This window comes from Kocuria sp. BT304 (assembly GCF_003290245.1).
Lineage (GTDB): Bacteria > Actinomycetota > Actinomycetes > Actinomycetales > Micrococcaceae > Kocuria > Kocuria rhizophila_A.
In genome coordinates this window covers 598,669-617,901 of the sequence record NZ_CP030039.1, presented here as the reverse complement: position 1 = coordinate 617,901, position 19,233 = coordinate 598,669, and the positions used below count along the sequence as shown (strand labels likewise).

General features: G+C 72.1%; 21 protein-coding genes. 12 read left to right on the top strand and 9 right to left on the bottom strand.

The features are described 5' to 3' along the window. Positions 1 to 310 precede the first annotated feature (310 nt). On the bottom strand, positions 311 to 1,057 hold the full coding sequence (locus DNL27_RS02805; RefSeq protein WP_239494428.1) for a response regulator transcription factor: 747 nt from the start codon (positions 1,055 to 1,057) through the stop codon (positions 311 to 313). A gap of 23 nt (positions 1,058 to 1,080) precedes the next feature. On the opposite strand from DNL27_RS02805, the gene DNL27_RS02800 reads away from it, so the two are divergent. Genes DNL27_RS02800 through DNL27_RS02790 form a run of 3 tightly spaced genes read left to right on the top strand, consistent with a single transcriptional unit; the run spans position 1,081 to position 2,851 of the window. Next, on the top strand, positions 1,081 to 1,284 hold the full coding sequence (locus DNL27_RS02800) for a hypothetical protein (RefSeq protein WP_112234642.1): 204 nt from the start codon (positions 1,081 to 1,083) through the stop codon (positions 1,282 to 1,284). After that, positions 1,281 to 2,489 carry a sensor histidine kinase gene (locus DNL27_RS02795; RefSeq protein WP_239494427.1) on the top strand — a complete coding sequence of 403 codons (1,209 nt, stop codon included), beginning with the start codon at positions 1,281 to 1,283 and terminating at the stop codon, positions 2,487 to 2,489. The genes DNL27_RS02800 and DNL27_RS02795 overlap by 4 nt, the downstream gene beginning before the upstream one ends. Then, complete coding sequence (locus DNL27_RS02790; protein ID WP_041297277.1) at positions 2,486 to 2,851, top strand: MGMT family protein; 366 nt, start codon at positions 2,486 to 2,488, stop codon at positions 2,849 to 2,851. Before DNL27_RS02795 ends, DNL27_RS02790 begins: the two co-directional genes overlap by 4 nt. Here the strand turns inward: DNL27_RS02790 and DNL27_RS02785 are convergent. Beyond that, positions 2,829 to 3,800 carry a phosphoribosylaminoimidazolesuccinocarboxamide synthase gene (locus DNL27_RS02785; protein ID WP_112234641.1) on the bottom strand — a complete coding sequence of 324 codons (972 nt, stop codon included), beginning with the start codon at positions 3,798 to 3,800 and terminating at the stop codon, positions 2,829 to 2,831. The genes DNL27_RS02790 and DNL27_RS02785 overlap by 23 nt on opposite strands. Beyond that, positions 3,797 to 5,164, bottom strand: coding sequence for a phosphoribosylamine--glycine ligase (gene purD / locus DNL27_RS02780; protein ID WP_112234640.1), 1,368 nt, complete (start codon positions 5,162 to 5,164; stop codon positions 3,797 to 3,799). Before purD ends, DNL27_RS02785 begins: the two co-directional genes overlap by 4 nt. A gap of 70 nt (positions 5,165 to 5,234) precedes the next feature. Between purD and DNL27_RS02775 the strand changes: the two genes are divergently transcribed. The 5 genes from DNL27_RS02775 to purM all read left to right on the top strand — a co-directional run bounded on the left by DNL27_RS02775 (position 5,235) and on the right by purM (position 9,745). Then, positions 5,235 to 6,236 carry an asparaginase gene (locus DNL27_RS02775; protein ID WP_012397501.1) on the top strand — a complete coding sequence of 334 codons (1,002 nt, stop codon included), beginning with the start codon at positions 5,235 to 5,237 and terminating at the stop codon, positions 6,234 to 6,236. Between the two features lie 10 nt (positions 6,237 to 6,246). Next, positions 6,247 to 6,609: a sterol carrier family protein gene (locus tag DNL27_RS02770; protein WP_112234639.1), complete on the top strand. Its 363-nt coding sequence runs from the start codon at positions 6,247 to 6,249 to the stop codon at positions 6,607 to 6,609. A gap of 80 nt (positions 6,610 to 6,689) precedes the next feature. Continuing rightward, on the top strand, positions 6,690 to 7,031 hold the full coding sequence (locus DNL27_RS02765; protein WP_041297276.1) for a hypothetical protein: 342 nt from the start codon (positions 6,690 to 6,692) through the stop codon (positions 7,029 to 7,031). A 12-nt stretch (positions 7,032 to 7,043) separates the two neighbouring features. Further along, positions 7,044 to 8,591 carry an amidophosphoribosyltransferase gene (gene purF, locus DNL27_RS02760; protein WP_012397498.1) on the top strand — a complete coding sequence of 516 codons (1,548 nt, stop codon included), beginning with the start codon at positions 7,044 to 7,046 and terminating at the stop codon, positions 8,589 to 8,591. Beyond that, positions 8,588 to 9,745 (top strand): phosphoribosylformylglycinamidine cyclo-ligase, encoded by a 1,158-nt coding sequence (gene purM, locus DNL27_RS02755; RefSeq protein WP_112234638.1) that lies wholly within the window; start codon positions 8,588 to 8,590, stop codon positions 9,743 to 9,745. The genes purF and purM overlap by 4 nt, the downstream gene beginning before the upstream one ends. A gap of 208 nt (positions 9,746 to 9,953) precedes the next feature. On the opposite strand, the gene DNL27_RS02750 is transcribed toward purM, so the two are convergent. Continuing rightward, entirely contained in the window at positions 9,954 to 10,154 is a 201-nt protein-coding gene (locus DNL27_RS02750; protein ID WP_012397496.1) for a DUF3073 domain-containing protein, read from the bottom strand. A gap of 486 nt (positions 10,155 to 10,640) precedes the next feature. On the opposite strand from DNL27_RS02750, the gene DNL27_RS02745 reads away from it, so the two are divergent. Continuing rightward, positions 10,641 to 10,835, top strand: a complete 195-nt coding sequence (locus DNL27_RS02745) for a hypothetical protein (RefSeq protein ID WP_112234637.1) — start codon at positions 10,641 to 10,643, stop codon at positions 10,833 to 10,835. Between the two features lie 201 nt (positions 10,836 to 11,036). Here the strand turns inward: DNL27_RS02745 and clpB are convergent, their stop codons facing one another. After that, the gene (clpB, locus tag DNL27_RS02740; protein ID WP_012397494.1) at positions 11,037 to 13,700 is read right to left on the bottom strand and encodes an ATP-dependent chaperone ClpB; all 2,664 of its coding nucleotides are present in this window, start codon (positions 13,698 to 13,700) and stop codon (positions 11,037 to 11,039) included. 178 nt (positions 13,701 to 13,878) lie between these two features. On the opposite strand from clpB, the gene DNL27_RS02735 reads away from it, so the two are divergent. After that, positions 13,879 to 14,103 carry a hypothetical protein gene (locus DNL27_RS02735; protein WP_012397493.1) on the top strand — a complete coding sequence of 75 codons (225 nt, stop codon included), beginning with the start codon at positions 13,879 to 13,881 and terminating at the stop codon, positions 14,101 to 14,103. On the opposite strand, the gene DNL27_RS02730 is transcribed toward DNL27_RS02735, so the two are convergent. Genes DNL27_RS02730 through DNL27_RS02720 form a run of 3 tightly spaced genes read right to left on the bottom strand, consistent with a single transcriptional unit; the run spans position 14,079 to position 15,986 of the window. After that, positions 14,079 to 14,771, bottom strand: coding sequence for a DNA-3-methyladenine glycosylase I (locus tag DNL27_RS02730; protein WP_012397492.1), 693 nt, complete (start codon positions 14,769 to 14,771; stop codon positions 14,079 to 14,081). The genes DNL27_RS02735 and DNL27_RS02730 overlap by 25 nt on opposite strands. Beyond that, positions 14,764 to 15,390 (bottom strand): GNAT family N-acetyltransferase, encoded by a 627-nt coding sequence (locus tag DNL27_RS02725; protein WP_112234636.1) that lies wholly within the window; start codon positions 15,388 to 15,390, stop codon positions 14,764 to 14,766. Before DNL27_RS02725 ends, DNL27_RS02730 begins: the two co-directional genes overlap by 8 nt. Further along, positions 15,387 to 15,986 (bottom strand): hypothetical protein, encoded by a 600-nt coding sequence (locus DNL27_RS02720; RefSeq protein WP_112234635.1) that lies wholly within the window; start codon positions 15,984 to 15,986, stop codon positions 15,387 to 15,389. The genes DNL27_RS02725 and DNL27_RS02720 overlap by 4 nt, the downstream gene beginning before the upstream one ends. Before the next feature lie 53 nt (positions 15,987 to 16,039). Between DNL27_RS02720 and DNL27_RS02715 the strand changes: the two genes are divergently transcribed. Further along, a complete protein-coding gene (locus tag DNL27_RS02715; protein WP_112234634.1) occupies positions 16,040 to 16,714 on the top strand; it encodes an HAD family phosphatase in 675 nt (224 codons plus the stop codon). 118 nt (positions 16,715 to 16,832) lie between these two features. Beyond that, positions 16,833 to 17,483 (top strand): HAD family phosphatase, encoded by a 651-nt coding sequence (locus DNL27_RS02710; RefSeq protein ID WP_012397488.1) that lies wholly within the window; start codon positions 16,833 to 16,835, stop codon positions 17,481 to 17,483. 127 nt (positions 17,484 to 17,610) lie between these two features. Here DNL27_RS02710 and DNL27_RS02705 read toward each other — a convergent pair whose 3' ends face one another. Then, on the bottom strand, positions 17,611 to 19,218 hold the full coding sequence (locus DNL27_RS02705; protein WP_012397487.1) for a DEAD/DEAH box helicase: 1,608 nt from the start codon (positions 19,216 to 19,218) through the stop codon (positions 17,611 to 17,613). Positions 19,219 to 19,233: the final 15 nt, after the last annotated feature.

The following is a 19,233-nucleotide window of genomic DNA, read 5'->3' as shown; positions in this document are numbered from 1 at the left end:
CACTGGTCGGAGGACGCCGGGGCCAGGCCTGTCTCTGCCCTGGACCGCTGACGCAGCGGAGGTCCCGGAGCTTCGCGTGAGGTGATCCAGGCCTCACGGTACTCATCCGGTAACACCAGGGGCACGAGGACCCCCGCTGCGAGTTCAGCGATCCGCTCCTGCGCGGGACGGACGCCGTACATCCGCCCGCCCCGGTGGAGCGTGGGGACACCTCTCGGGGTGTCCGCCACCTACTCTGCCGCACGGGGTGCCGCGCCCACCATGGCCGAACGGCCAGAGTTGCGCCCCGAAGCTGGGCGGGGACTGGGAGTCAGCGCGGGCCGAGGGTGCCCTCCGGCTCCAGTTCGGGGTGCACGAGGCCCCACTGGATGCCGGAGATCAGCACCTGCACGCGGTCCCGCACGGCCAGCTTCTCGCACAGGTGGGACACGTAGGACTTCACGCTGCCGTGGGACACGGACATCCGCTCCGCGATCTCGGCGTTGTTGAGCCCCTTGGCGATCCACTGCAGCGTCTCCTGCTCACGGTCGGTGAGCTTGGGAGCACCGGGGTGCGGGCCCGGTGGCGGGGACGTCGCCGCCTGCGTCATCGCGCCGCGCTGGCGCCCGCGCCGCACGGACGGCACGGGCACGTCCCCCAGCACGTTGTTCGCCAGGGAGTTGGCCACGGACGGGGACAGTGCGAGCTCGTCCTCCCGGATCAGGCTCACCGCGGAGACGATCTCGTGGTGCCGCGCATCCTTGACCAGGTACCCCGAGGCGCCGGCGCGCAGGGCCGGGACCACGTACTCGAGCGTGGAGAACGTGGTGAGGGCCAGCACCTTGGTGTCCGGGCACTGCGCGACGATCTGCGCGGTGGCCTCGATGCCGTCCATCCCCGGCATGCGGATGTCCATGAGCACCACGTCGGGGGACAGGTCCAGGCACGCGGCCACCGCCTCCGCGCCCTCGGAGGCCTCGCCCACCACCTCGAAACCCGGCTCCGCACGGAACAGGTTGGCCAGGGCATCACGCATGAGGGGGTGGTCGTCCACGAGAATGAGCCTGCACAAATCCATGATCTTGATCATAAACTGGGTGCATGACTCACACTTCTCAGGGCTCCGGCACCGCCGCCCCCACTCGCAACGTGACCCTTCTGCGCGCGGCCGCAGCCGCCGCCCTCGTGTTCTCCATGCTCTTCGCCTCGGCGGCACCCGCCATGGCCCTGCCCGACGACGCCTCGGTGCGCGGCCCGGGCAGCGCCCTGTGCCGCTTCTTCCCCATTTACTGCAACCCCCGGTGAGTTCGGCCCCCGCCGTCACGGACGGGGATCCCGCCGCACGCACCAGCACGATGCCCAGTTGGCTGCGCATCGTGCTGGTGCTTTTTGCCGCCGTGGCACTTTTCGACGACCTCCACGCCCTGGACTGGCCCGCCCTGTCCCCCGGGCAGAGGGTGCTGACCTCGGCCTGGATCGTGCTCAGCTACGGCGCGGTGGCCCTGCTCGCGTGGTCCGCCGTGGCGGGAGCGGCGGCCATCGCCCTGTCCTACGCGCTGTGCCTCGTGCTCGACGAGTACTCCATCACCCTGCTGTGCGGGTGCGTGGTGATGGTGGCCGCGCTCGCGATGCTCGAACGCACGGCCATGCTCGTCCACCTGGCGGTGACCGCCGTGTGGATCGCCGTCACCGCGTGGGTGCTCGAGAGCACCGACTTTCTCTGGGCCCTGGGGCTGCCCCTGGGCATCGCGGCGCTGATCGGCGTGGCGGTGCGCTTCTTCCTGGGCCAGTACCGCCTCAGCACGCGCCGGCTCGCCGCCATGGAGGCCACCCACCAGCGGCTGCGCGAGCAGGAGCGGCTGGCCCTGGCCCGGGACCTGCACGACGTGGTGGCCCACGAGCTCACCCTCGTGACCATGCAGGCCGCGGGCTCGCAGCGCCAGAGCGACCCCGAGGAGCTGCACCGCACGATCGACACCATGGACACCGCCGCGCGCTCCGGACTCACCGAGCTGCGGACCCTGCTGCACATCCTGCGGGACTCCCCCGGCTCCTCGGACACGGACCCCGACCCGGACGGACCCGAGGAGCGCGGCAACGCGTCCGGGCTGACCACCGGGTCCCTGCACGGCGTGGCCCAGGCGCTCGAGGGGAGCCTGGAGCGCGCCGGTCTGCTGCCCCGCTTCGAGCTGGGTGAGGGCGTGGACGACCTCCCGACCTCCATCCGCGGCACCGCCGCACGGGTGATGCAGGAGGCCGTGACGAACATGATCAAGTACGCCCCCACCGGCTCCCGGTGCCTGGTGCGGATGAGCGTGCGCGGTTCCACGCTGCACATCCACACGGAGAACCGGATCCCGCACCGGGCCGTGGAGCTCGACCACCGGGAGCTGGCCTCCGGTTTCGGGCTGCGGGGCATCCACGAGCGGGTTGCGCTGCTCGACGGGGAGGTGGCCTACGGGCCCCGCAACCACGTGTGGCACCTGGACGTGCGGATCCCGTTCTCGTGAGCGAGGGGCGCGGCACCCGCACCGGGGCGGACGCGGTCGAGGCGGTGCGCGGCGTCGTGCTGGCCGTCCCGCCCGCCGCGGTGCTGTCCTACGGGGACGTCGCGGAGCTCGCCGGGCTGGGCACCCCGCGGCTGGCCGCGCGCATCATGGCCCTGGGCCAGGCTGGTGAGGACATTCCGTGGTGGCGCGTAGTGCGTGCGGACGGCACCCTGCCGGACCGGCTGCAGATCGGCGCTCGGGAGCACTACGAGCGGGAGGGCACGCCCCTGCTCGAGACCGCGGCGCACTGGGTCCGGGTGGACATGGCCCGCGCCCGCTGGGCCGGACCGGGCGGGGCGCTCAGCCCTCGCGGGATCCCGTGACCTCGAGGAACGGGCCGCGGGGGTCGAAGACCCGACCCGTGAGCCGTTCGTAGGCCTCCACGTAGCGCTCGCGCGTGCGGGCCACCACGTCCTCGGGCAGCTGGGGCACCGGCCCGTGGCCGTCCCACCCGGAGGCGTCCGAGCGCAGCCAGTCGCGCACGTACTGCTTGTCGAAGGAGGGCTGCGCGCGGCCGGGCCGGTAGGTCTCCATGTCCCAGAAGCGGGAGGAATCCGGGGTCAGCACCTCGTCCCCCAGGGTGATCGCGCCACGGTAGGAGTCCAGGCCGAACTCCACCTTGGTGTCCGCCACGATGATCCCGCGCTCCCGGGCGATCCGCTCGGCGCGCGTGTAGATCTTCAGGGACAGCTCCCGCAGCCGGTCCGCCACGGAGTTGCCCACCACGTCCGCCATCTCGCGGTAGGTGATGGGCTCGTCGTGCTCGCCCAGGGCGGCCTTGCCCGTGGGCGTGAAGATGGGCTGCTCCAGGCGGTCGCCGTCCCGCAGCCCCTCGGGCAGCTCGATCCCGCACACGGATCCCGTGGTGCGGTAGTCCTTGAGACCGGAGCCCGTGAGGTAGCCGCGCACGATGTTCTCCACGGGGAACATGGACAGGTTCTTGCACACCACGGCGCGCCCGCGCACGGACTCGTGCACGTCCGTGGAGAGGATGTGGTTGGGGATCCCGTCCAGCTGCTCGAACCACCACAGGGACAGCTGCGTGAGGATCGTGCCCTTGTCCGGGATCTCGGTGGGCAGCACCTGGTCGAACGCGGAGATCCTGTCGCTCGCGACCACCAGCACGGCACCCGCGCGGTACTCGGCGTCGTCGTGGATGGCCACTCCCGTGGCGGTCATGCGGGACTCGTCCGGGACGTACAGCTCCCGCACCTTCCCGGAGTAGACGTGCTTCCAGCCCGGGATCTCGCGGGGTGTGCCGTGCTCGCTCATGCCTGCTCCTCTGCCGTGCGCGCCGTGGGCGGGGCGTCCACACCGGTTCCGCCGTCCGGGTCCGCCGGGGACGACGACGCCGCCCCCACCCCGGGCAGCGCCACGCGGCCGTGCGCGGCGTCCAGGGCAATGTCCGTGCGGTGGTGCGATCCGTCCAGGGTGATGTGCTCCATGCCACGATAGCCGCGCTCGCGCGCCTCCCCCAGATCAGCGCCCCGGGCCACGACCGCGAGCACCCGCCCGCCGGCCGAGACCAGGTTCCCTGCGGCGTCGCGGGCCGTGCCGGCGTGGACCACCCACGTGTCCTCCTCACGGGCGGCGTCCTCGAGCCCGGTGATCACGTCCCCCGTACGCGGGGCCCCGGGATAGTTGTGCGCCGCGAGCACGATCGTCACGGCCGCACCGGGCTCCCAGTCGAGGGGCTGCTCCTCGGACAGCCGTCCCGTGGCGGCGTCGAGCAGCAGCTGCCCGAGCGGCGTCTCCAGCACCGCCAGCACGGACTGGGTCTCGGGGTCCCCGAAGCGCGCGTTGAACTCGATCACCCGCATGCCCTGGGACGTGACGGCCAGCCCGCAGAAGAGCACGCCCGTGAACGGGGTGCCGCGGCGTCGCAGCTCGTCCACCACGGGCCGGGCCACCCGCTCGACGACCTCCCCGGCGAAGCCCTCGGGAAGCCAGTCCAGCGGCGTGTAGGCCCCCATGCCGCCCGTGTTGGGGCCCCGGTCCCCGTCCCGCACGCGCTTGAAGTCCTGCGCCGGCTGCAGCGGCACCACGTGCGTGCCGTCGCTGAGCACGAACAGGGAGACCTCGGGACCGTCCAGGAACTCCTCCACGAGCACCGAGCCCCCGGCGTCGAGGCACTCGCGGGCGTGGGCCTCGGCGCGCTCGCGGTCGTCCGTGACCACCACGCCCTTGCCCGCGGCCAGACCGTCGTCCTTGACCACGTAGGGCGCGCCGAACTGCTCGAACGCCTCGCGCACCTGCGCCAGGTCCGAGGTGGCCACGGCCCGCGCGGTCGGAACATCCGCTGCGGCCATGACCTCCTTGGCGAACGCCTTGGAGCCCTCGATCCGGGCGGCCTCGCGGGACGGGCCGAACACGGGGATCCCGGCCTCCGTGAGGGCGTCGGCGACGCCCGCGACGAGCGGCGCCTCCGGACCCACCACCACGAGGTCCACCGCGAGCTCGCGGGCCAGGGCCACCACGGCGTCCGGGTCCTGGGCGTTGAGCGGGTGCACGGGGACGTCACGGGCGATCCCGGCGTTGCCGGGGGCCGCGTGGACCTCGCTCACGTGCGGGTCCCGCAGCAGGGACATGATCATCGCGTGCTCGCGGCCGCCTGGGCCCACCACCAATACCTTCACGCGCTCAGCGTATCGGCCGGGGCCCCCGCCGGGGCAACGACGCCGCGCGGTGCGCTGACATACTGGGGCCATGCAGACTTTCAGCTCGGATCAGGCCGTGGACCTCGCCGTGGTGCAGCGCAGCGGCTTCGTGGAGTCGCGCCACCGCGGCTCCGCCGTGGTGCTGGCCCCGGACGGCTCCGTGGCCCTGTCCCTGGGGGCCCCGGACGTCCCGGTGTTCCCCCGCTCCACGCTCAAGCCGTTCCAGGCCATCGCCTCCATGAAGGCCGGGGCCGCGCTGCGCGGCGAGCAGGTGGCGATCGCGGCGGCGTCGCACACCGGCACGTTCGACCATCTGGACGCCGTGAGCTCCATCCTGAAGGCCGCGGAGCTGGGCCCCGAGGCACTGCAGTGCCCGCCGGACTGGCCCGAGGACGAGGACACCCGCGCGTGGCTGATCCGCACCGAGCGCGGGAAGAACCGGATGTGCATGAACTGCTCCGGCAAGCACGCGGCGTTCCTGCTCGCGTGCGTGACCAACGGCTGGCCCACGGACTCGTACCTGGACCCCTCCCACCCGCTGCAGCAGCTTGTGGTGGAGACCATCGAGGAGTTCTCCGGCGAGCGCGCGGCGCACCTGGGCGTGGACGGCTGCGGTGCGCCCCTCGCGGCCGTCACCCTCACGGGTCTGGCGCGGATGTACTCCACCCTGGGCCGTGCCGCGCGCAACATCCAGGCGGACGCCCGCGCCGCCACCGTGGCCACCTCCATGCTCGACTACCCCGAGTACGTCCAGGGGCCGGGCCGCTCCAACACCGTGATCATGGAGGAGCTGGACGTGATCACCAAGCTCGGCGCAGAGGGCGTGCTGGGCCTCGGCACCCGCTCGGGCTGGTCCGTGGCCATCAAGATGCTCGACGGCTCCTCGCGTGCCAACTCGCTCGTGGGCCTCACCCTGCTCGCGCACGCGGGGGCGATCTCCCGGGCCGACGCCGACCGTGTCCTCGCGCGCGTCACACACCCCATCACGGGGGCCGGGAAGCCCGTGGGCGCCATCGAGCTCGCCCAGCCGCTGCTCGACCTCGTGGACTGAGGGCGGCTCCGTGGTGCGACGCAGGATCGACCCCGCCGACGGCTCCCTCGCGCTCGCGCGCTGGCGCCGGGACCCCGCGGCCGCGGACCGCAGGACCACCGCCACCGCGGTGCGCTACTGCCTCGAGGAGCTCGGCTCACGGGCCGAGGGGAACTCCGTGGAGGTGCGCGTGCCCCCGTTCGGCGTGACCCAGTGCGTTCCGGGACCGCGACACACCCGCGGCACCCCGCCCAACGTGGTGGAGACGGACGCCGCCACATGGCTCGCGCTGGCCACAGGCACCGAGACGTGGGCGGGCGCCGTCGGGCGCGGCACCGTGGCGGCGTCGGGAACGCGCACGGACCTCAGCGCGTGGCTGCCCCTGTTCGGGTGACGCGAACTCCCAGCGGACCGCAAGAGCACCCACAGCCCGCACGGAGCGCGGGAGCGCGCGGCCGCGATAACCTGGAGACCATGAGTTCCGCGAGCCCCGAGACCCCAGACCGCGCAGCGCAGACCACGTCCGAGACCCAGCGGATGACCGTGCGCCGCGCACCCAACCTCGTGGCGTTCGTGGCCGCGGGCGCCGGGGTGGGCGCCATCGCGGGGCTGCTCGTGGGAGCACTGGGCCCGGGAGCCCTGGCCTACACCCGGGCGGCCATCCTCGGCTTCTTCCTCATGGCGTTCCTGATCCTCGGCGCGGCCCTCGGGGCCGTGGTGGGGCTGCTGCTGGACCGGATCTCCCTGCGGCGCTCCCGCCAGGTCTCCGCGGAGGTCAGCGACGTTCACGAAGCGGAGCCCGAGTCCGGCGCATGAGACACTGTCAGCGTGGTTCGAGCTGACGGAAAACTCTCTCACGACCTTCTTCCCGGCGAAAAAGGCCCCCAGGACGCGTGCGGCGTGTTCGGCGTGTGGGCCCCCGGGGAGGACGTGGCCAAGCTGACCTACTACGGTCTCTACGCGCTGCAGCACCGCGGGCAGGAGTCCGCGGGCATCGCCACCTCGGACGGCGAGCGGATCTCGGTCTACAAGGACATGGGGCTCGTGTCCCAGGTCTTCGACGAGACCACGCTCAACACTCTCAAGGGCCACCTGGCCGTGGGCCACGCCCGGTACTCCACCACGGGTGCCTCCCACTGGGCCAACGCGCAGCCCACGCTGGGCGCAACCCCGCACGGCACCCTGGCGCTCGCGCACAACGGCAACCTCACCAACTCCGCGGAGCTCTACGACCTGCTGCTGGACAAGTCCGGCTTCCCGTCCCGCGGCGAGATGGCCCGCGGCAACACCACGGACACCGCTCTGATCACCGCACTGCTGGCCGAGCACCCGCTGAACTCGCTCGAGGAGGCGGCCATGAAGCTGCTCCCCCAGCTGGTGGGCTCGTTCTGCCTCACGTTCATGGACGAGAGCACGCTCTACGCGGCCCGCGACCCCCTGGGGGTGCGCCCGCTCGTGCTGGGACGGCTGGAGCGCGGCTGGGTGGTGGCCTCCGAGACCGCCGCGCTGGACATCGTGGGCGCCTCCCTGGTGCGCGAGGTCGAACCCGGGGAGTTCATCGCCATCGACGAGAACGGGCTGCGCTCGAGCCGCTTCGCGGAGCCCACCCCGGCCGGGTGCGTGTTCGAGTACGTGTACCTCGCGCGCCCGGACACCACCATCAACGGCCGCTCGGTGTACGAGTCCCGCGTGGAGATGGGCCGCCGCCTGGCGCACGAGCACGCCGTGGACGCGGACCTCGTGATGCCCACCCCCGAGTCCGGCACCCCGGCCGCGATCGGCTACGCCGAGGCCGCCGGGATCCCCTTCGGCCACGGACTCGTGAAGAACTCCTACGTGGGGCGCACGTTCATCGAGCCCTCGGACACCATCCGCCAGCTCGGCATCCGGCTCAAGCTCAACCCCCTGCGCTCGATCGTGGCGGGCAAGCGCCTGGTGGTCGTGGACGACTCCATCGTGCGCGGCAACACCCAGCGGGCCCTGGTGCGGATGCTGCGCGAAGCGGGAGCCGCGGAGATCCACGTGCGGATCTCCTCCCCGCCCATCAAGTGGCCGTGCTTCTACGGCATCGACTTCGCCTCCCCCGCCGAGCTGATCGCCAACGGGATCACCGTGGAGGACGTCCGGGCGTCCCTGGGCGCGGACTCCCTCGGCTACATCTCCGAGGACGCCATGATCGAGGCCACCGCCCAGTCCCGCGGCAACCTGTGCACGGCGTGCTTCTCCGGCGAGTACCCCACGGCCCTGCCCAAGGCGGACCGCCTCGGCAAGGCCGTGCTCGAAGCACCCGGCGCCCACGCGGAGCCCTCCGCGGACCTCGTGGAGCCCCTCACCGACCGACCCGACGACGCCGCCACCCAGGAGACCCGCGCATGAGCCAGCAGCCCCAGCAGGACAGGTCCGTCACCTACGCGAGCGCGGGTGTGGACGTCGAGGCCGGGGACCGCGCCGTCGAACTCATGAAGGCCGCGGTCAGGGCAACCCACACGCCGCGCGTGGTGGGCGGCGTCGGCGGCTTCGCCGGGCTCTTCGACGTCTCCGAGCTGACCGCGTACCGCCGGCCGTACCTGGCCACCTCCACGGACGGGGTGGGCACCAAGGTGGCCATCGCGCAGTCCCTGGACGTCCACGACACCATTGGGTGGGACCTCGTGGGCATGGTCGTGGACGACATCGTGGTGGTGGGCGCCACGCCCCTGTTCATGACCGACTACATCGCCACAGGCAAGGTGGTGCCCGAGCGCGTCGCGGACATCGTGCGCGGGATCGCCGCGGCCTGTGAGGCCGCCGGGACCGCTCTCGTGGGCGGGGAGACCGCCGAGCACCCCGGCCTGCTGGCGGTGGACGAGTACGACGTCGCCGGGGCCGCCACGGGCGTGGTCGAGGCCAACGAGCTGCTCGGCCCCCAGCGCGTGCGGGACGGGGACGTCGTCATCGGCATGGCGTCCTCCGGTCTGCACTCCAACGGATACTCCCTGGTGCGTCGCGTGATCAACATGGCGGGCTGGCAGCTGGACCGCCAGGTCAGCGAGCTGGGCCGCACCCTGGGCGAGGAGCTGCTGGAGCCCACCCGCGTCTACGCCGCGGACGTGCTGGACCTCGCCCGAGCCTTTCCCGTCAACGGGGACGACGGCGCCACGGGCCACGGTGTGCGCGGCTTCTCCCACGTGACCGGTGGCGGGCTCGCCGCGAACCTCGCCCGCGTGCTGCCGCCGGAGCTGCAGGCCACCGTGGACCGCTCCACGTGGTCCCTGCCCCCCGTGTTCCGCCTGGTGTCCGAGCTCGGCGGCGTGCCGCAGCCGGACCTCGAGCGCACCCTGAACCTCGGGGTGGGCATGGTGGCGATCGTGGACCCCGCGGTGGCCGACGCCGCCGTGGCCCACCTGAACGCGCGCGGAGTGCCCTCGTGGGTCATGGGCGGGGTGGGGCCGGTGGACCCGGACGCCGCGCACCACGGCAGCGACTGGGTGCAGGGCGCCAAGGGTGTGTCCGGCGGCGGAGTGCTGATGACCGGCTCCTACGCGCACTGAGCACGGGGGCCCGGCCCACGACACGCAAAGAACCGCCCACACGGTCGTGTGGGCGGTTCTTGCTGCACTGTGCTCGAGAGGCGCTCGGTTCGCGGAGACTCTCCTCCCGCAGCTTCGCTGCGGTCAGGACTGCGCTGGGTGCCAGGCTGCGCCACGGTCCGATGCCGAACTGGTGTCGAGCGGCGCGCTCACCGCGCCGGGCGCGGGGTCAGTCGTAGTCCGAGTACTTCTCCGCGTAGGTCGAGTAGTCGTCCTCGTCCTCGGGTCGTTCCTCGTGGTCCACGGCTCGGGAGGACGGTGTCGTGCCTCGCAACTCACGTTGCAGGGCCGAGTAGTCGGTCTGCGGGCTGAAGTACTTGATCTCCCGCGCCTGTCGTGTCGCCTTCGCCTTTTGACGGCCGCGCCCCATGGCGTGACCCCCTCTGCGTCTCGTGTCCGGTGGGCGGTGCCGTGTTGAACACACAGTACGGCCCCGGAGTGTCTTGTCAGTTTTTCGTGAGTCCAGGGTACATGTTTTGAACGCTTCCCGCGCACCAGTGCCCGTTGCGTTCACCCCCGGCCGATCGGGGGCTGCCAGGGCGTGGAGCCGCGCCGGTACAGTGGGGCGGCCCGGGCGCCCCGACCCGCGCTCCGCCACCCCGGAACGCAGGTTCCCATGAGCTCCCCCCTGCCAGGACCCGCCCGCCGGAAGTCGCTGCCCGCACGACGCCCATTCCGGTCTGGTGCCCGGGTGTCCGTGGAGGAGCAGCGGGTGCGCTCGCACCAACCGCATCACCTTCGGCATGGCCGGTGCGCTGGTCATCGGCTTCGTGGTGAGGGGGCGGTCTCCACCGATCCCATCAGTCTGCGTCACCGCTACGCCCGCACCGCGCTGGAGAACGCCGTTCGCCAGGGCGTGGGCGAGCACGGCGATGACGTCGCCCTGCAGGTGCGCCACACGTCGGGGCCCGCGGCTGCGGGCCCCGACGTGGACTTCACCGGCGAGCGGATGAGCTCGTGGGACCGGCGCACGGACGCGGACGGCCGCCCCGTGACCTGCGACTACGCCCGGGACAGCTGCGTGGAGCCGGATTCGCCCGAGCACCACTGAGGCATGACGCTGCCCGCCCGCCTCGCGCGCCCGCTGCACCGCCGCACACGGTCCCCGCCCGGTGCCCCGTCGGCGACCTGCCCGGCAGGGAACCGGAACGCGCGACGAAGCGCCGGGCCGGACTCCCAGGAATCCGGCCCGGCACTTCTGTCTCCGGTGCACGAGGACACGGGTTCCCCACGCCCTCGTCTCACGCGGAGGTCACTCGTCCACGATCTCGGCGTCCACGACGTCGTCGTCGCCCATGGCCCCAGAGGCGTCGGACTCGCCCCGTTCGGCGGTGACCGTGAGGCCGTCCTCGGCGACGTCCGGGTTGACGTCCACCACCACAGTATCCCCGTCCAGAATGGCCCCGGACAGCAGACCCTTGGCCAGCCGGTCCCCGATCTCGCGCTGCACGAGCCGGCGCAGCGGGCGTGCGCCGTAGGCGGGGTCGTAGCCGGTGATGCCCAGCCACTCGCTCGCCGCAGGCGTGACCACCAGGGTCAGGCGGCGCTGCGCGAGACGCGTGGCCAGCTGGGCCACCTGGATGTCCACGATCTTCGCGAGGTCCTCGGTGCTCAGCGGCTCAAACATGATGATGTCGTCCAGCCGGTTCAGGAACTCCGGCTTGAAGGACGCGTTCACCACGCCCATCACGGCGTCGTTCTTGGCCTTCTCGTCCAGGGTGGGGTCCACCAGGAACTGGCTGCCCATGTTGGACGTGAGGATCAGGATCACGTTGCGGAAGTCCACGGTCCGGCCTTGCCCGTCGGTGAGCCGGCCGTCGTCGAGCACCTGCAGCAGGATGTCGAAGACCTCGGGGTGAGCCTTCTCCACCTCGTCCAGCAGCACCACGGAGTACGGACGACGCCGCACGGCCTCGGTGAGCTGCCCGCCCTCGTCGTAGCCCACGTACCCCGGAGGGGCACCGACCAGGCGCGAGACGGAGTGCTTCTCCGAGTACTCGGACATGTCGATGCGGATCAGGGCGCGCTCGTCGTCGAACTGGAAGTCCGCCAGGGACTTGGCCAGCTCGGTCTTGCCCACGCCCGTGGGGCCCAGGAACAGGAACGAGCCGATGGGCCGGTCCGGGTCCGAGATGCCCGCGCGGGAGCGGCGCACGGCGTCGGCCACGGCGGTCACGGCCTTGCGCTGACCGATCAGGCGCTTGCCGAGGACCTCCTCCATGTGCAGCAGCTTCTCGGACTCGCCCTGCAGCATCTTGCCCGCGGGGATCCCGGTCCAGGCCGAGATCACCTCCGCGATGTCGTCCGCGGTGACTTCCTCGGAGACCATGGTGTCCTCCGCCGCGCCACCGGCTTCTTCCTGGGCCTGGGCGGCATCGAGCTGCTTCTGGGCGTTCGGGATCTCGCCGTAGAGCAACCGGGAGGCCTCACCCAGGTCGCCGTTGCGCTGGGCACGCTCGGCCTGTGAGCGCAGGTCGTCGATGCGGGCCTTGAGCTCACCCACCTGGTTCAGCCCGGCCTTCTCCGCCTCCCAGCGCGCGTTGAGCGCGTCCAACTCGGCTTCCTTGTCCGCCTTGTCCTGGCGCAGTGCGGCCAGGCGTTCCACGGAGGCGGGGTCTGTCTCGCCCTCCAGGGCCAGCTCCTCCATGGTCAGCCGGTCCACGGCACGGCGTAGCTCGTCGATCTCCTCCGGCGCGGAGTCGATCTCCATGCGCAGCCGGGACGCGGCCTCGTCGATGAGGTCGATGGCCTTGTCCGGAAGCTGACGGCTGGGGATGTAGCGGGCGGACAGCTGCGCGGCGGCCACCAGGGCGGAGTCCGCGATCTGCACCTTGTGGTGCGCTTCGTAGCGCTCCTTGAGCCCCCGCAGGATGGCCACGGTGTCCTCCACCGAGGGCTCCCCCACGTAGACCTGCTGGAAGCGGCGCTCCAGGGCGGCGTCCTTCTCGATGTTCTCGCGGTACTCGTCCAGCGTGGTGGCACCGATCAGGCGCAGCTCACCGCGGGCCAGCATGGGCTTGAGCATGTTGCCGGCATCCATGGACCCCTCGGACGCACCCGCACCGACCACGGTGTGGATCTCGTCGATGAACGTGACGATCTGACCCTCGGACTTCTTGATCTCGTCCAGGACGGCCTTGAGCCGCTCCTCGAACTCTCCACGGTACTTGGCGCCGGCCACCATGGACCCGAGGTCCAGGGAGATCAGGGTCTTGCCGCGCAGGGACTCGGGGACGTCCCCGGCCACCATGCGCTGGGCGAGGCCCTCCACCACGGCGGTCTTACCCACGCCGGGCTCACCGATCAGCACGGGGTTGTTCTTGGTGCGCCGGGAGAGCACCTGGACCACGCGGCGGATCTCCGAATCACGGCCGATGACCGGATCCAGCTTGCCGTCCCGGGCGATCGCGGTGAGGTCCGTGCCGTACTTCTCCAACGACTGGAACGTGCCCTCCGGATCCGGGCTGGTCACCCGGCGGTCGCCCCGCACCTGCGGAATGGCCTCGCCGAGGGCCTCGTCCGTGACCCCGGCACCCTTGAGCGCCTCCGCGGTCTTGTCGTGGCCCGCGGCCAGACCGTAGAGGATGTGCTCCGTGGAGACGTACTCGTCCTTCAACTCGCGGGCGTAGTTCTCCGCAGCCTGCAGCGCCTGCAGGGCGGCACGGCCCAGCTGCGGCTGCGCGGTGGAGTTGCCGGACGCGCTGGGCATCTCCTGGATGAGGTTGCTGGCCTTGATGGACACGGCGTCCGCGTTCGCGCCGGTGGCCTTCAGGACCGCCACGGCCACGCCTTCCCGCTGGTCCATGAGGGCCTTCAAGATGTGGGCCGGTTCGATGGTGGGGTTGCCCGCCGTGGCGGCATTCGTGGCCGCGGCACTCAGGGCTTCTTGGGACTTGGTGGTGAACTTGGTGTCCATGGCATCTCCTCGTACTTGATCGACGTTTTATCAGTTGCCTTGAGTCTACCCCGCTCAAGTCGCATTGGGAAGGCCGGAGCCTTGGGGACTTCGGGAACCGCTCCGTTGCACCGGCTATGCTTAGTGCATTAGTTGTTGAGGCGAGACCGCCCCGCCCGCCCCGTGGGAAGGACCAGCCATGCCCCGCAGCCACGACGCCGATCCACCGCGCCGCAGTCTCTTCCGGCGCTTCGACGACTTCGTGATGAAGTTCGTCGGGCCCGCCGACCGCAGCCCCGTGGATCTCAGGGGCAAGGAGCGGATGAACGAGCAGACGCAGCAGTGGTACGACAACCTGCAGTCGGAGTACGAGCTGGTCAAGGACGCTCACGGCCAGAGTTACCTGCGCCGCCGCGAGGGCTGAGCCCTACCACGCGCCATCGGCCCCGACCGAGCGGCGCCGCCACCCGTTACTGCACCGTCGGCCCGCCCGCACGCCCAGAGACCCGAGCTGCCGCGGCGATGGCTGCCCACCAGGTGCGTGTCCACCATGCCGATCGCCTCCATGAGGGCGTACATGGTGGTGGGCCCCACGAAGGCGAAGCCGCGGCGCTTGAGTTCCGCGGACAGCGCCGCGCTCTCGGGCGAGGCCGTGGGCACCTCCGCGAACCGCACCGGCTCGGGGGTCTCGGAGGGTCGGAAGGACCACACCAGCTCCACCAGTCCCTCGTACTCCCGCAGCGCCACGGTCGCGCGGGCATTGGTCAGGGCGGCGCGGATCTTGCGCTCGTTGCGGATGATGCGGGCGTCGGCCATGAGCCGCTGGACGTCCGCGTCCGTCATGGCGGCCACCGCGTCCGGATCGAAACCGTGGAACACCTCGCGCAGCGCCGTTCGTTTGGCCAGCACCGTGCGCCACGAGAGTCCTGCCTGGAACCCCTCGAGCACGATCCGCTCGAGCAGCCCTGTCTCGTCCCGCACGGGCATGCCCCACTCGGTGTCGTAGTACTCGCGCAGCAGCGGATCGCTCGCGGCCCACACCGGGCGGGCCAGGCCGTCCGAGCCGACCACCAGGTCCGGGTTCTCACCCATGGTCGTTCGTCCCCTTCTGCCCCGTGGCCGCGGCCGACGAGGCCGCTCCCGTCAGCGGTGCCTCGCCGCACGTCCCGCTCGGGGCGGCGGCGGGCGCCGTGCGCTCGAAGAGGGCGCACTCGGCGTCGTAGTAGGCGCGGCTGAGGCCCCGCGGGGTCATGCCCAGCCGCAGGCACACCACCTGGGACGCCTCGTTGGCGGGGTGCGTCACGGCCACCACGCGGGTCAGGCCCGCCGCGAAGGCGTGGGCCAGCACCGCGTGCGCGGCTTCGGTCGCGTAGCCGTGTCCCCAGGCGTGCGGGTGGAAGTGCCACCCGATCTCGATGTCGTGGGCGGTGGCCGCGCCCGAGTCCGGAATGGGCTTGAGCAGCAGGGTTCCCAGCGGCTCGCCCGCGCGGGTGCTCACGAGCCACACCCCGTGCACGGGGTGGCTGCCGTGCAGCTCGTTCCAGCGCTCGATCTTCTGCCCCGCCGCCGCGAGGGTCCGCACGCGCTGGGTGCCGTCTCCAAGCCACCGCTGCACCTCCGCTCGGGAGTAGAGATCGCGCGCGAACGGAGCGTCCGCGGCGGCGTCGTAGGCCCGCAGCTGCAGGCGCGAGGTGCGCAGGGGAACCGTCACGAGCGGCCCCCGGTCGACGCCGCGGTGCCCGGACGTGCGGCGTCGTCCTCCCGCTGGGCCTCCAGCCGGTCCAGGAGCTCGTCCTCAGTGAGCGGCTCGCCGCGCAGCCGCCGCGCGGTGACCCGCAGCTCCGTGACCGCCAGCAGCACCAGGGCCACCGCCATGGCCACGGACAGCACGCCCAAGATGTTCACGAACCCGTAGCCGAGCTCCAGGTACCCCGCTCCCGCCGCACGCGTGAACACGGACTGCATGCCCTGGGCGGTGGCGTCCGGGAGGAAGAAGCCGAACCCCAGCGTCACGAGCCAGGCGCCCACCGCGGTGAGCACGGCCCGCCGACTCACGGCGTGGGACGGGTAGTTCAGGGCGTCCCGGCGGAACAGCGCCGTCGCAATCATGTGGAGCACCAGGACGGGCAGGGCGATCGCCACGGCGTACACCGGTGTGAGACCGCCCAGCACACCCGCCAGGGCACGGCCGAAGCCGACCCACAGGGCCAGCAGCAGCGCCACCACCACCATGACCGCGGGGAAGCTGCGGGACAGCGCCGATCCCGGTCTCGAGAGGGCTGCGGGCTCACGGTCCTGGGAACTCATGTGCCCATGGTAGGGCGCTGGGACGTGTCGGGGCGGGCACGTACCGTGGAGTCATGAGCGACGCAGACTTCCCCCGAGCCGTCCTGTTCGACCACGACGGCACCCTCGTGGACACCGAGCCCCTGTGGGAGACCGGCAAGCAGCGGATCGTGGCCGCCCACGGCGGCGAGTGGACCGACCGGGACACCTGGGACACCCTGGGCGAGCCCCTGGCCGCCACGGTGCAGCGGCTGTCCGAGCTGGGCGTCCCCGGCTCGCCGGAGGAGGTCTTCCGCGAGTTCTACGAGGTGCTGGAGGACGTCCTCGCGAAGAACCCTCCCACGTTCATCCCCGGCATCCGGCCGCTGCTGGCGGACCTGGACCGGGCCGGCATCCCGGCGGCCATCGTCACGAACGCCACCTCGGAGGTGGCGCGCTACACCGCCGGGCTGGCCCCGGACAACCTGTTCCGGGTGATCATCGGGGATGAGGAGGTGGCGCAGGGCGTCACCCCCAAACCGGACCCGGACGCGTACCTGGAAGCAGCGAGGCGCCTGGGCGTGGACCCCCGCGCCTGCGTGGTGGTCGAGGACTCCCCGTCCGGCGCCGCCGCGGGAGTGGCCGCGGGCATCGTCACCGTGGTGGTTCCCGGGGTTCAGCAGGTCCCGGAGGGACCGGGGGTCGTGCACGTCCCGGAGCACTCCGCCGTGACCCTCGACCTGCTGCGCTCCCTCGACCCCCGCGACTGAGCAGCCGCGCGGCCGCCGGCGGTCCACCACTACACTGTCCCCATCCCGGTGCACCGCTCCGACGGCCACCGGCGCTTACCCACCGCGCGCCCCTCGCGGCTGCTCCCGAAAGGCGGACATGAGCTATCCCCTCGCCGTGCTCTTCGACCACGACGGCACCCTGGTGAACACCGAGCCCCAGTGGGCGGTGGCCAAACGGAAGGTCGCCGAACGCTACGGCCAGAGCTGGAGCGTCGCGGACGACCACGCCACCCTGGGCGGCACCGTCCAGGACGCCGCGCGCACGTTCGTGGACCGGGGCGCCCCGGACTCGGTGGAGGACATCACCCGGCAGCTGGCCGAGCACGTGATCGGGAGCATGGACGAGGAGATCCCGTTCCTCCCGGGCATCCGCTCCCTGCTGCGGGAGCTGGCGGACGCCGGCATCCCCGCAGCCATCGTGACCAATGCCCTGACCTCGGTGGCACGGCACACCGCGGCCGGCGCCCCGGAGGTCCTCACACGCATCGTCTCCCACGACGACGTCACCCACGCCAAGCCCGATCCCGAGCCGTACCTGCGCGGTGCCGAGCTGCTCGGCGTGGCGCCCCGCGACTGCGTGGCCGTGGAGGACTCCGAGCCCGGCGTGCGCAGCGCCGTGGCCGCGGGCATGACCGTGGTGGTGGTCCCCGGGGACAAGCCCGTCCCGGAGGGGCCACACCGCGTGTTCGTGACCGCGCACGAGGACGTCACCCTGGACTTCCTGCGCTCCCTCACCCCGCCGGCCTGACGGGCCGCACCGCGCCCGCCTGCGCCTGCACTTGCCCACCCGCGCACGAAAGACCCCCGGCTCGATGCTCTCGGGCCGGGGGTCCTTCGTGTCGTGCGTCCGGGGGTCGACCCGGTCGCCTCAGGGGTCAGCGCGCCGACTGCCCCGAGCGGTTGCTCTCACGACGACGCTGCGCCGCCGCCATGGCGCGATCCGGCACCCGGTCCGCGGCGCCGCCGCGCGCGCCTCGCGGGGAGGAGCTGCGCGCGGCACCGGGCCCGGCGGCGTCGCCACCCGAGCGGCGGGTGGTGGCGGACCGGCCGCCATTGCCACCGCGCCCGGCGTCGGAGCGGTTCGTACCGGAGCGGCCGCCAGAGGGACGGCCGGAGCCCTGGCCCTGCTGGCCGCCACCCTTGCCGGAGCGCCCGGCCGAGCCGGAACGTCCACCGCTCTGACGGGACCCGCCCTGGCGCTGACCACCGGAGCGGCCGCCCGAGGAACGACCACCCGAGCGCCCGCCGGATCCGCGGCCGCCGCCGGGCTGGGTGACCGCGGGGGCCGCGGTGGGTGCCACGCGCTCGGCACGCTCACCCACGAGCTCCTTCACGACCTCCGAGTCCGGACGCACCTCGTCCACGCGGGGTTTGACGCCGGCCTTCTTCATGAGCTTGTCCACGTCCGAGCGCTCCTCGGTGGTCGCGATGGTGATCACGGCACCGGAGGCACCAGCGCGGGCGGTGCGCCCGGAGCGGTGGAGGTAGGACTTGTGCTCGGCGGGCGGGTCGATGTGCACGACCAGCTCGACGTCGTCCACGTGCACGCCGCGCGCGGCGACGTCCGTGGCAACGAGGACCCGGACGTCGCCGTCGGAGAACGCGCCCAGGTTGCGGTCACGCGCGCCCTGGGAGAGGTTGCCCTGCAGATCCACGGCGGGGATGCCGGCCTGGCTGAGCTTCTTGGCCATCTTCTTCGCGCGGTACTTGGTGCGCGTGAACATCATGCGCCGCCCGGTGCCGGAGGCGAGCGCCTCGATCAGGGCCTGCTTGTCGTCCGCGTGGGTGACCAGGACCTGGTGGTCCATGGTGGTCACCGCGGCCTGGGCGTTGTCCGCCGAGTGCAGGACGGGGTCCTGGAGGAACTTCTTGACCAGCACGTCCACTCCGTTGTCCAGTGTGGCGGAGAACAGCAGCCGCTGCGAGCCCTTGGGGGTCTTGGCGAGGATCCGGGTGACCACGGGCAGGAAGCCCATGTCCGCCATGTGGTCGGCCTCGTCCAGCACGGTGACGCGGACGTCGTCAAGTGTGAGCAGGCCCTGCTTGATGAGGTCCTCGAGGCGACCGGGGCAGGCCACCACGATGTCCACGCCGTCCGCGAGCGCCTTCTCCTGGCGCTTCTGGGACACACCGCCGAAGATCACGGTGGTGTTCAGCCCGGCGGCCTTGGCCAGCGGGGCCACGGTGCGGTCAATCTGCGTGGCGAGCTCGCGCGTGGGAGCCAGCACCAGGCCGGTGGGGCGGTGCGCGCGGCGGGACGCGCGGGACGCACCCGGGGCCATGCCAGCGAGCCGCGCCACGAGCGGCAGCGCGAACGCCACCGTCTTGCCGGAGCCCGTGCGGCCGCGGCCGAGCACGTCCCGACCGGCCAGCGAGTCGGGGAGGGTCTTCTCTTGGATGGGGAAAGCTTCCGTGATGCCCACGCGGGCGAGATCGGCGGAAAGCGCCTCGGGCACACCGAGGTCTTCGAAAGAATGAGACAAGGAACGTCTTTCAGA

Bases quoted from the DNA above. Each gene is read 5' to 3' on its own strand.
- DNL27_RS02785 (WP_112234641.1), bottom strand. From the start codon at position 3,800: ATGAGCGAGCACGGCACACCCCGCGAGATCCCGGGCTGGAAGCACGTC.
- DNL27_RS02715 (WP_112234634.1), top strand. From the start codon at position 16,040: ATGAGCGACGCAGACTTCCCCCGAGCCGTCCTGTTCGACCACGACGGC.
- DNL27_RS02800 (WP_112234642.1), top strand. From the start codon at position 1,081: ATGACTCACACTTCTCAGGGCTCCGGCACCGCCGCCCCCACTCGCAAC.
- DNL27_RS02805 (WP_239494428.1), bottom strand. From the start codon at position 1,057: ATGGATTTGTGCAGGCTCATTCTCGTGGACGACCACCCCCTCATGCGT.
- DNL27_RS02765 (WP_041297276.1), top strand. From the start codon at position 6,690: ATGAGTTCCGCGAGCCCCGAGACCCCAGACCGCGCAGCGCAGACCACG.
- DNL27_RS02735 (WP_012397493.1), top strand. From the start codon at position 13,879: ATGCCCCGCAGCCACGACGCCGATCCACCGCGCCGCAGTCTCTTCCGG.
- DNL27_RS02750 (WP_012397496.1), bottom strand. From the start codon at position 10,154: ATGGGGCGCGGCCGTCAAAAGGCGAAGGCGACACGACAGGCGCGGGAG.
- DNL27_RS02710 (WP_012397488.1), top strand. From the start codon at position 16,833: ATGAGCTATCCCCTCGCCGTGCTCTTCGACCACGACGGCACCCTGGTG.
- DNL27_RS02720 (WP_112234635.1), bottom strand. From the start codon at position 15,986: ATGAGTTCCCAGGACCGTGAGCCCGCAGCCCTCTCGAGACCGGGATCG.
- clpB (WP_012397494.1), bottom strand. From the start codon at position 13,700: ATGGACACCAAGTTCACCACCAAGTCCCAAGAAGCCCTGAGTGCCGCG.
- purM (WP_112234638.1), top strand. From the start codon at position 8,588: ATGAGCCAGCAGCCCCAGCAGGACAGGTCCGTCACCTACGCGAGCGCG.
- DNL27_RS02730 (WP_012397492.1), bottom strand. From the start codon at position 14,771: ATGGGTGAGAACCCGGACCTGGTGGTCGGCTCGGACGGCCTGGCCCGC.
- DNL27_RS02775 (WP_012397501.1), top strand. From the start codon at position 5,235: ATGCAGACTTTCAGCTCGGATCAGGCCGTGGACCTCGCCGTGGTGCAG.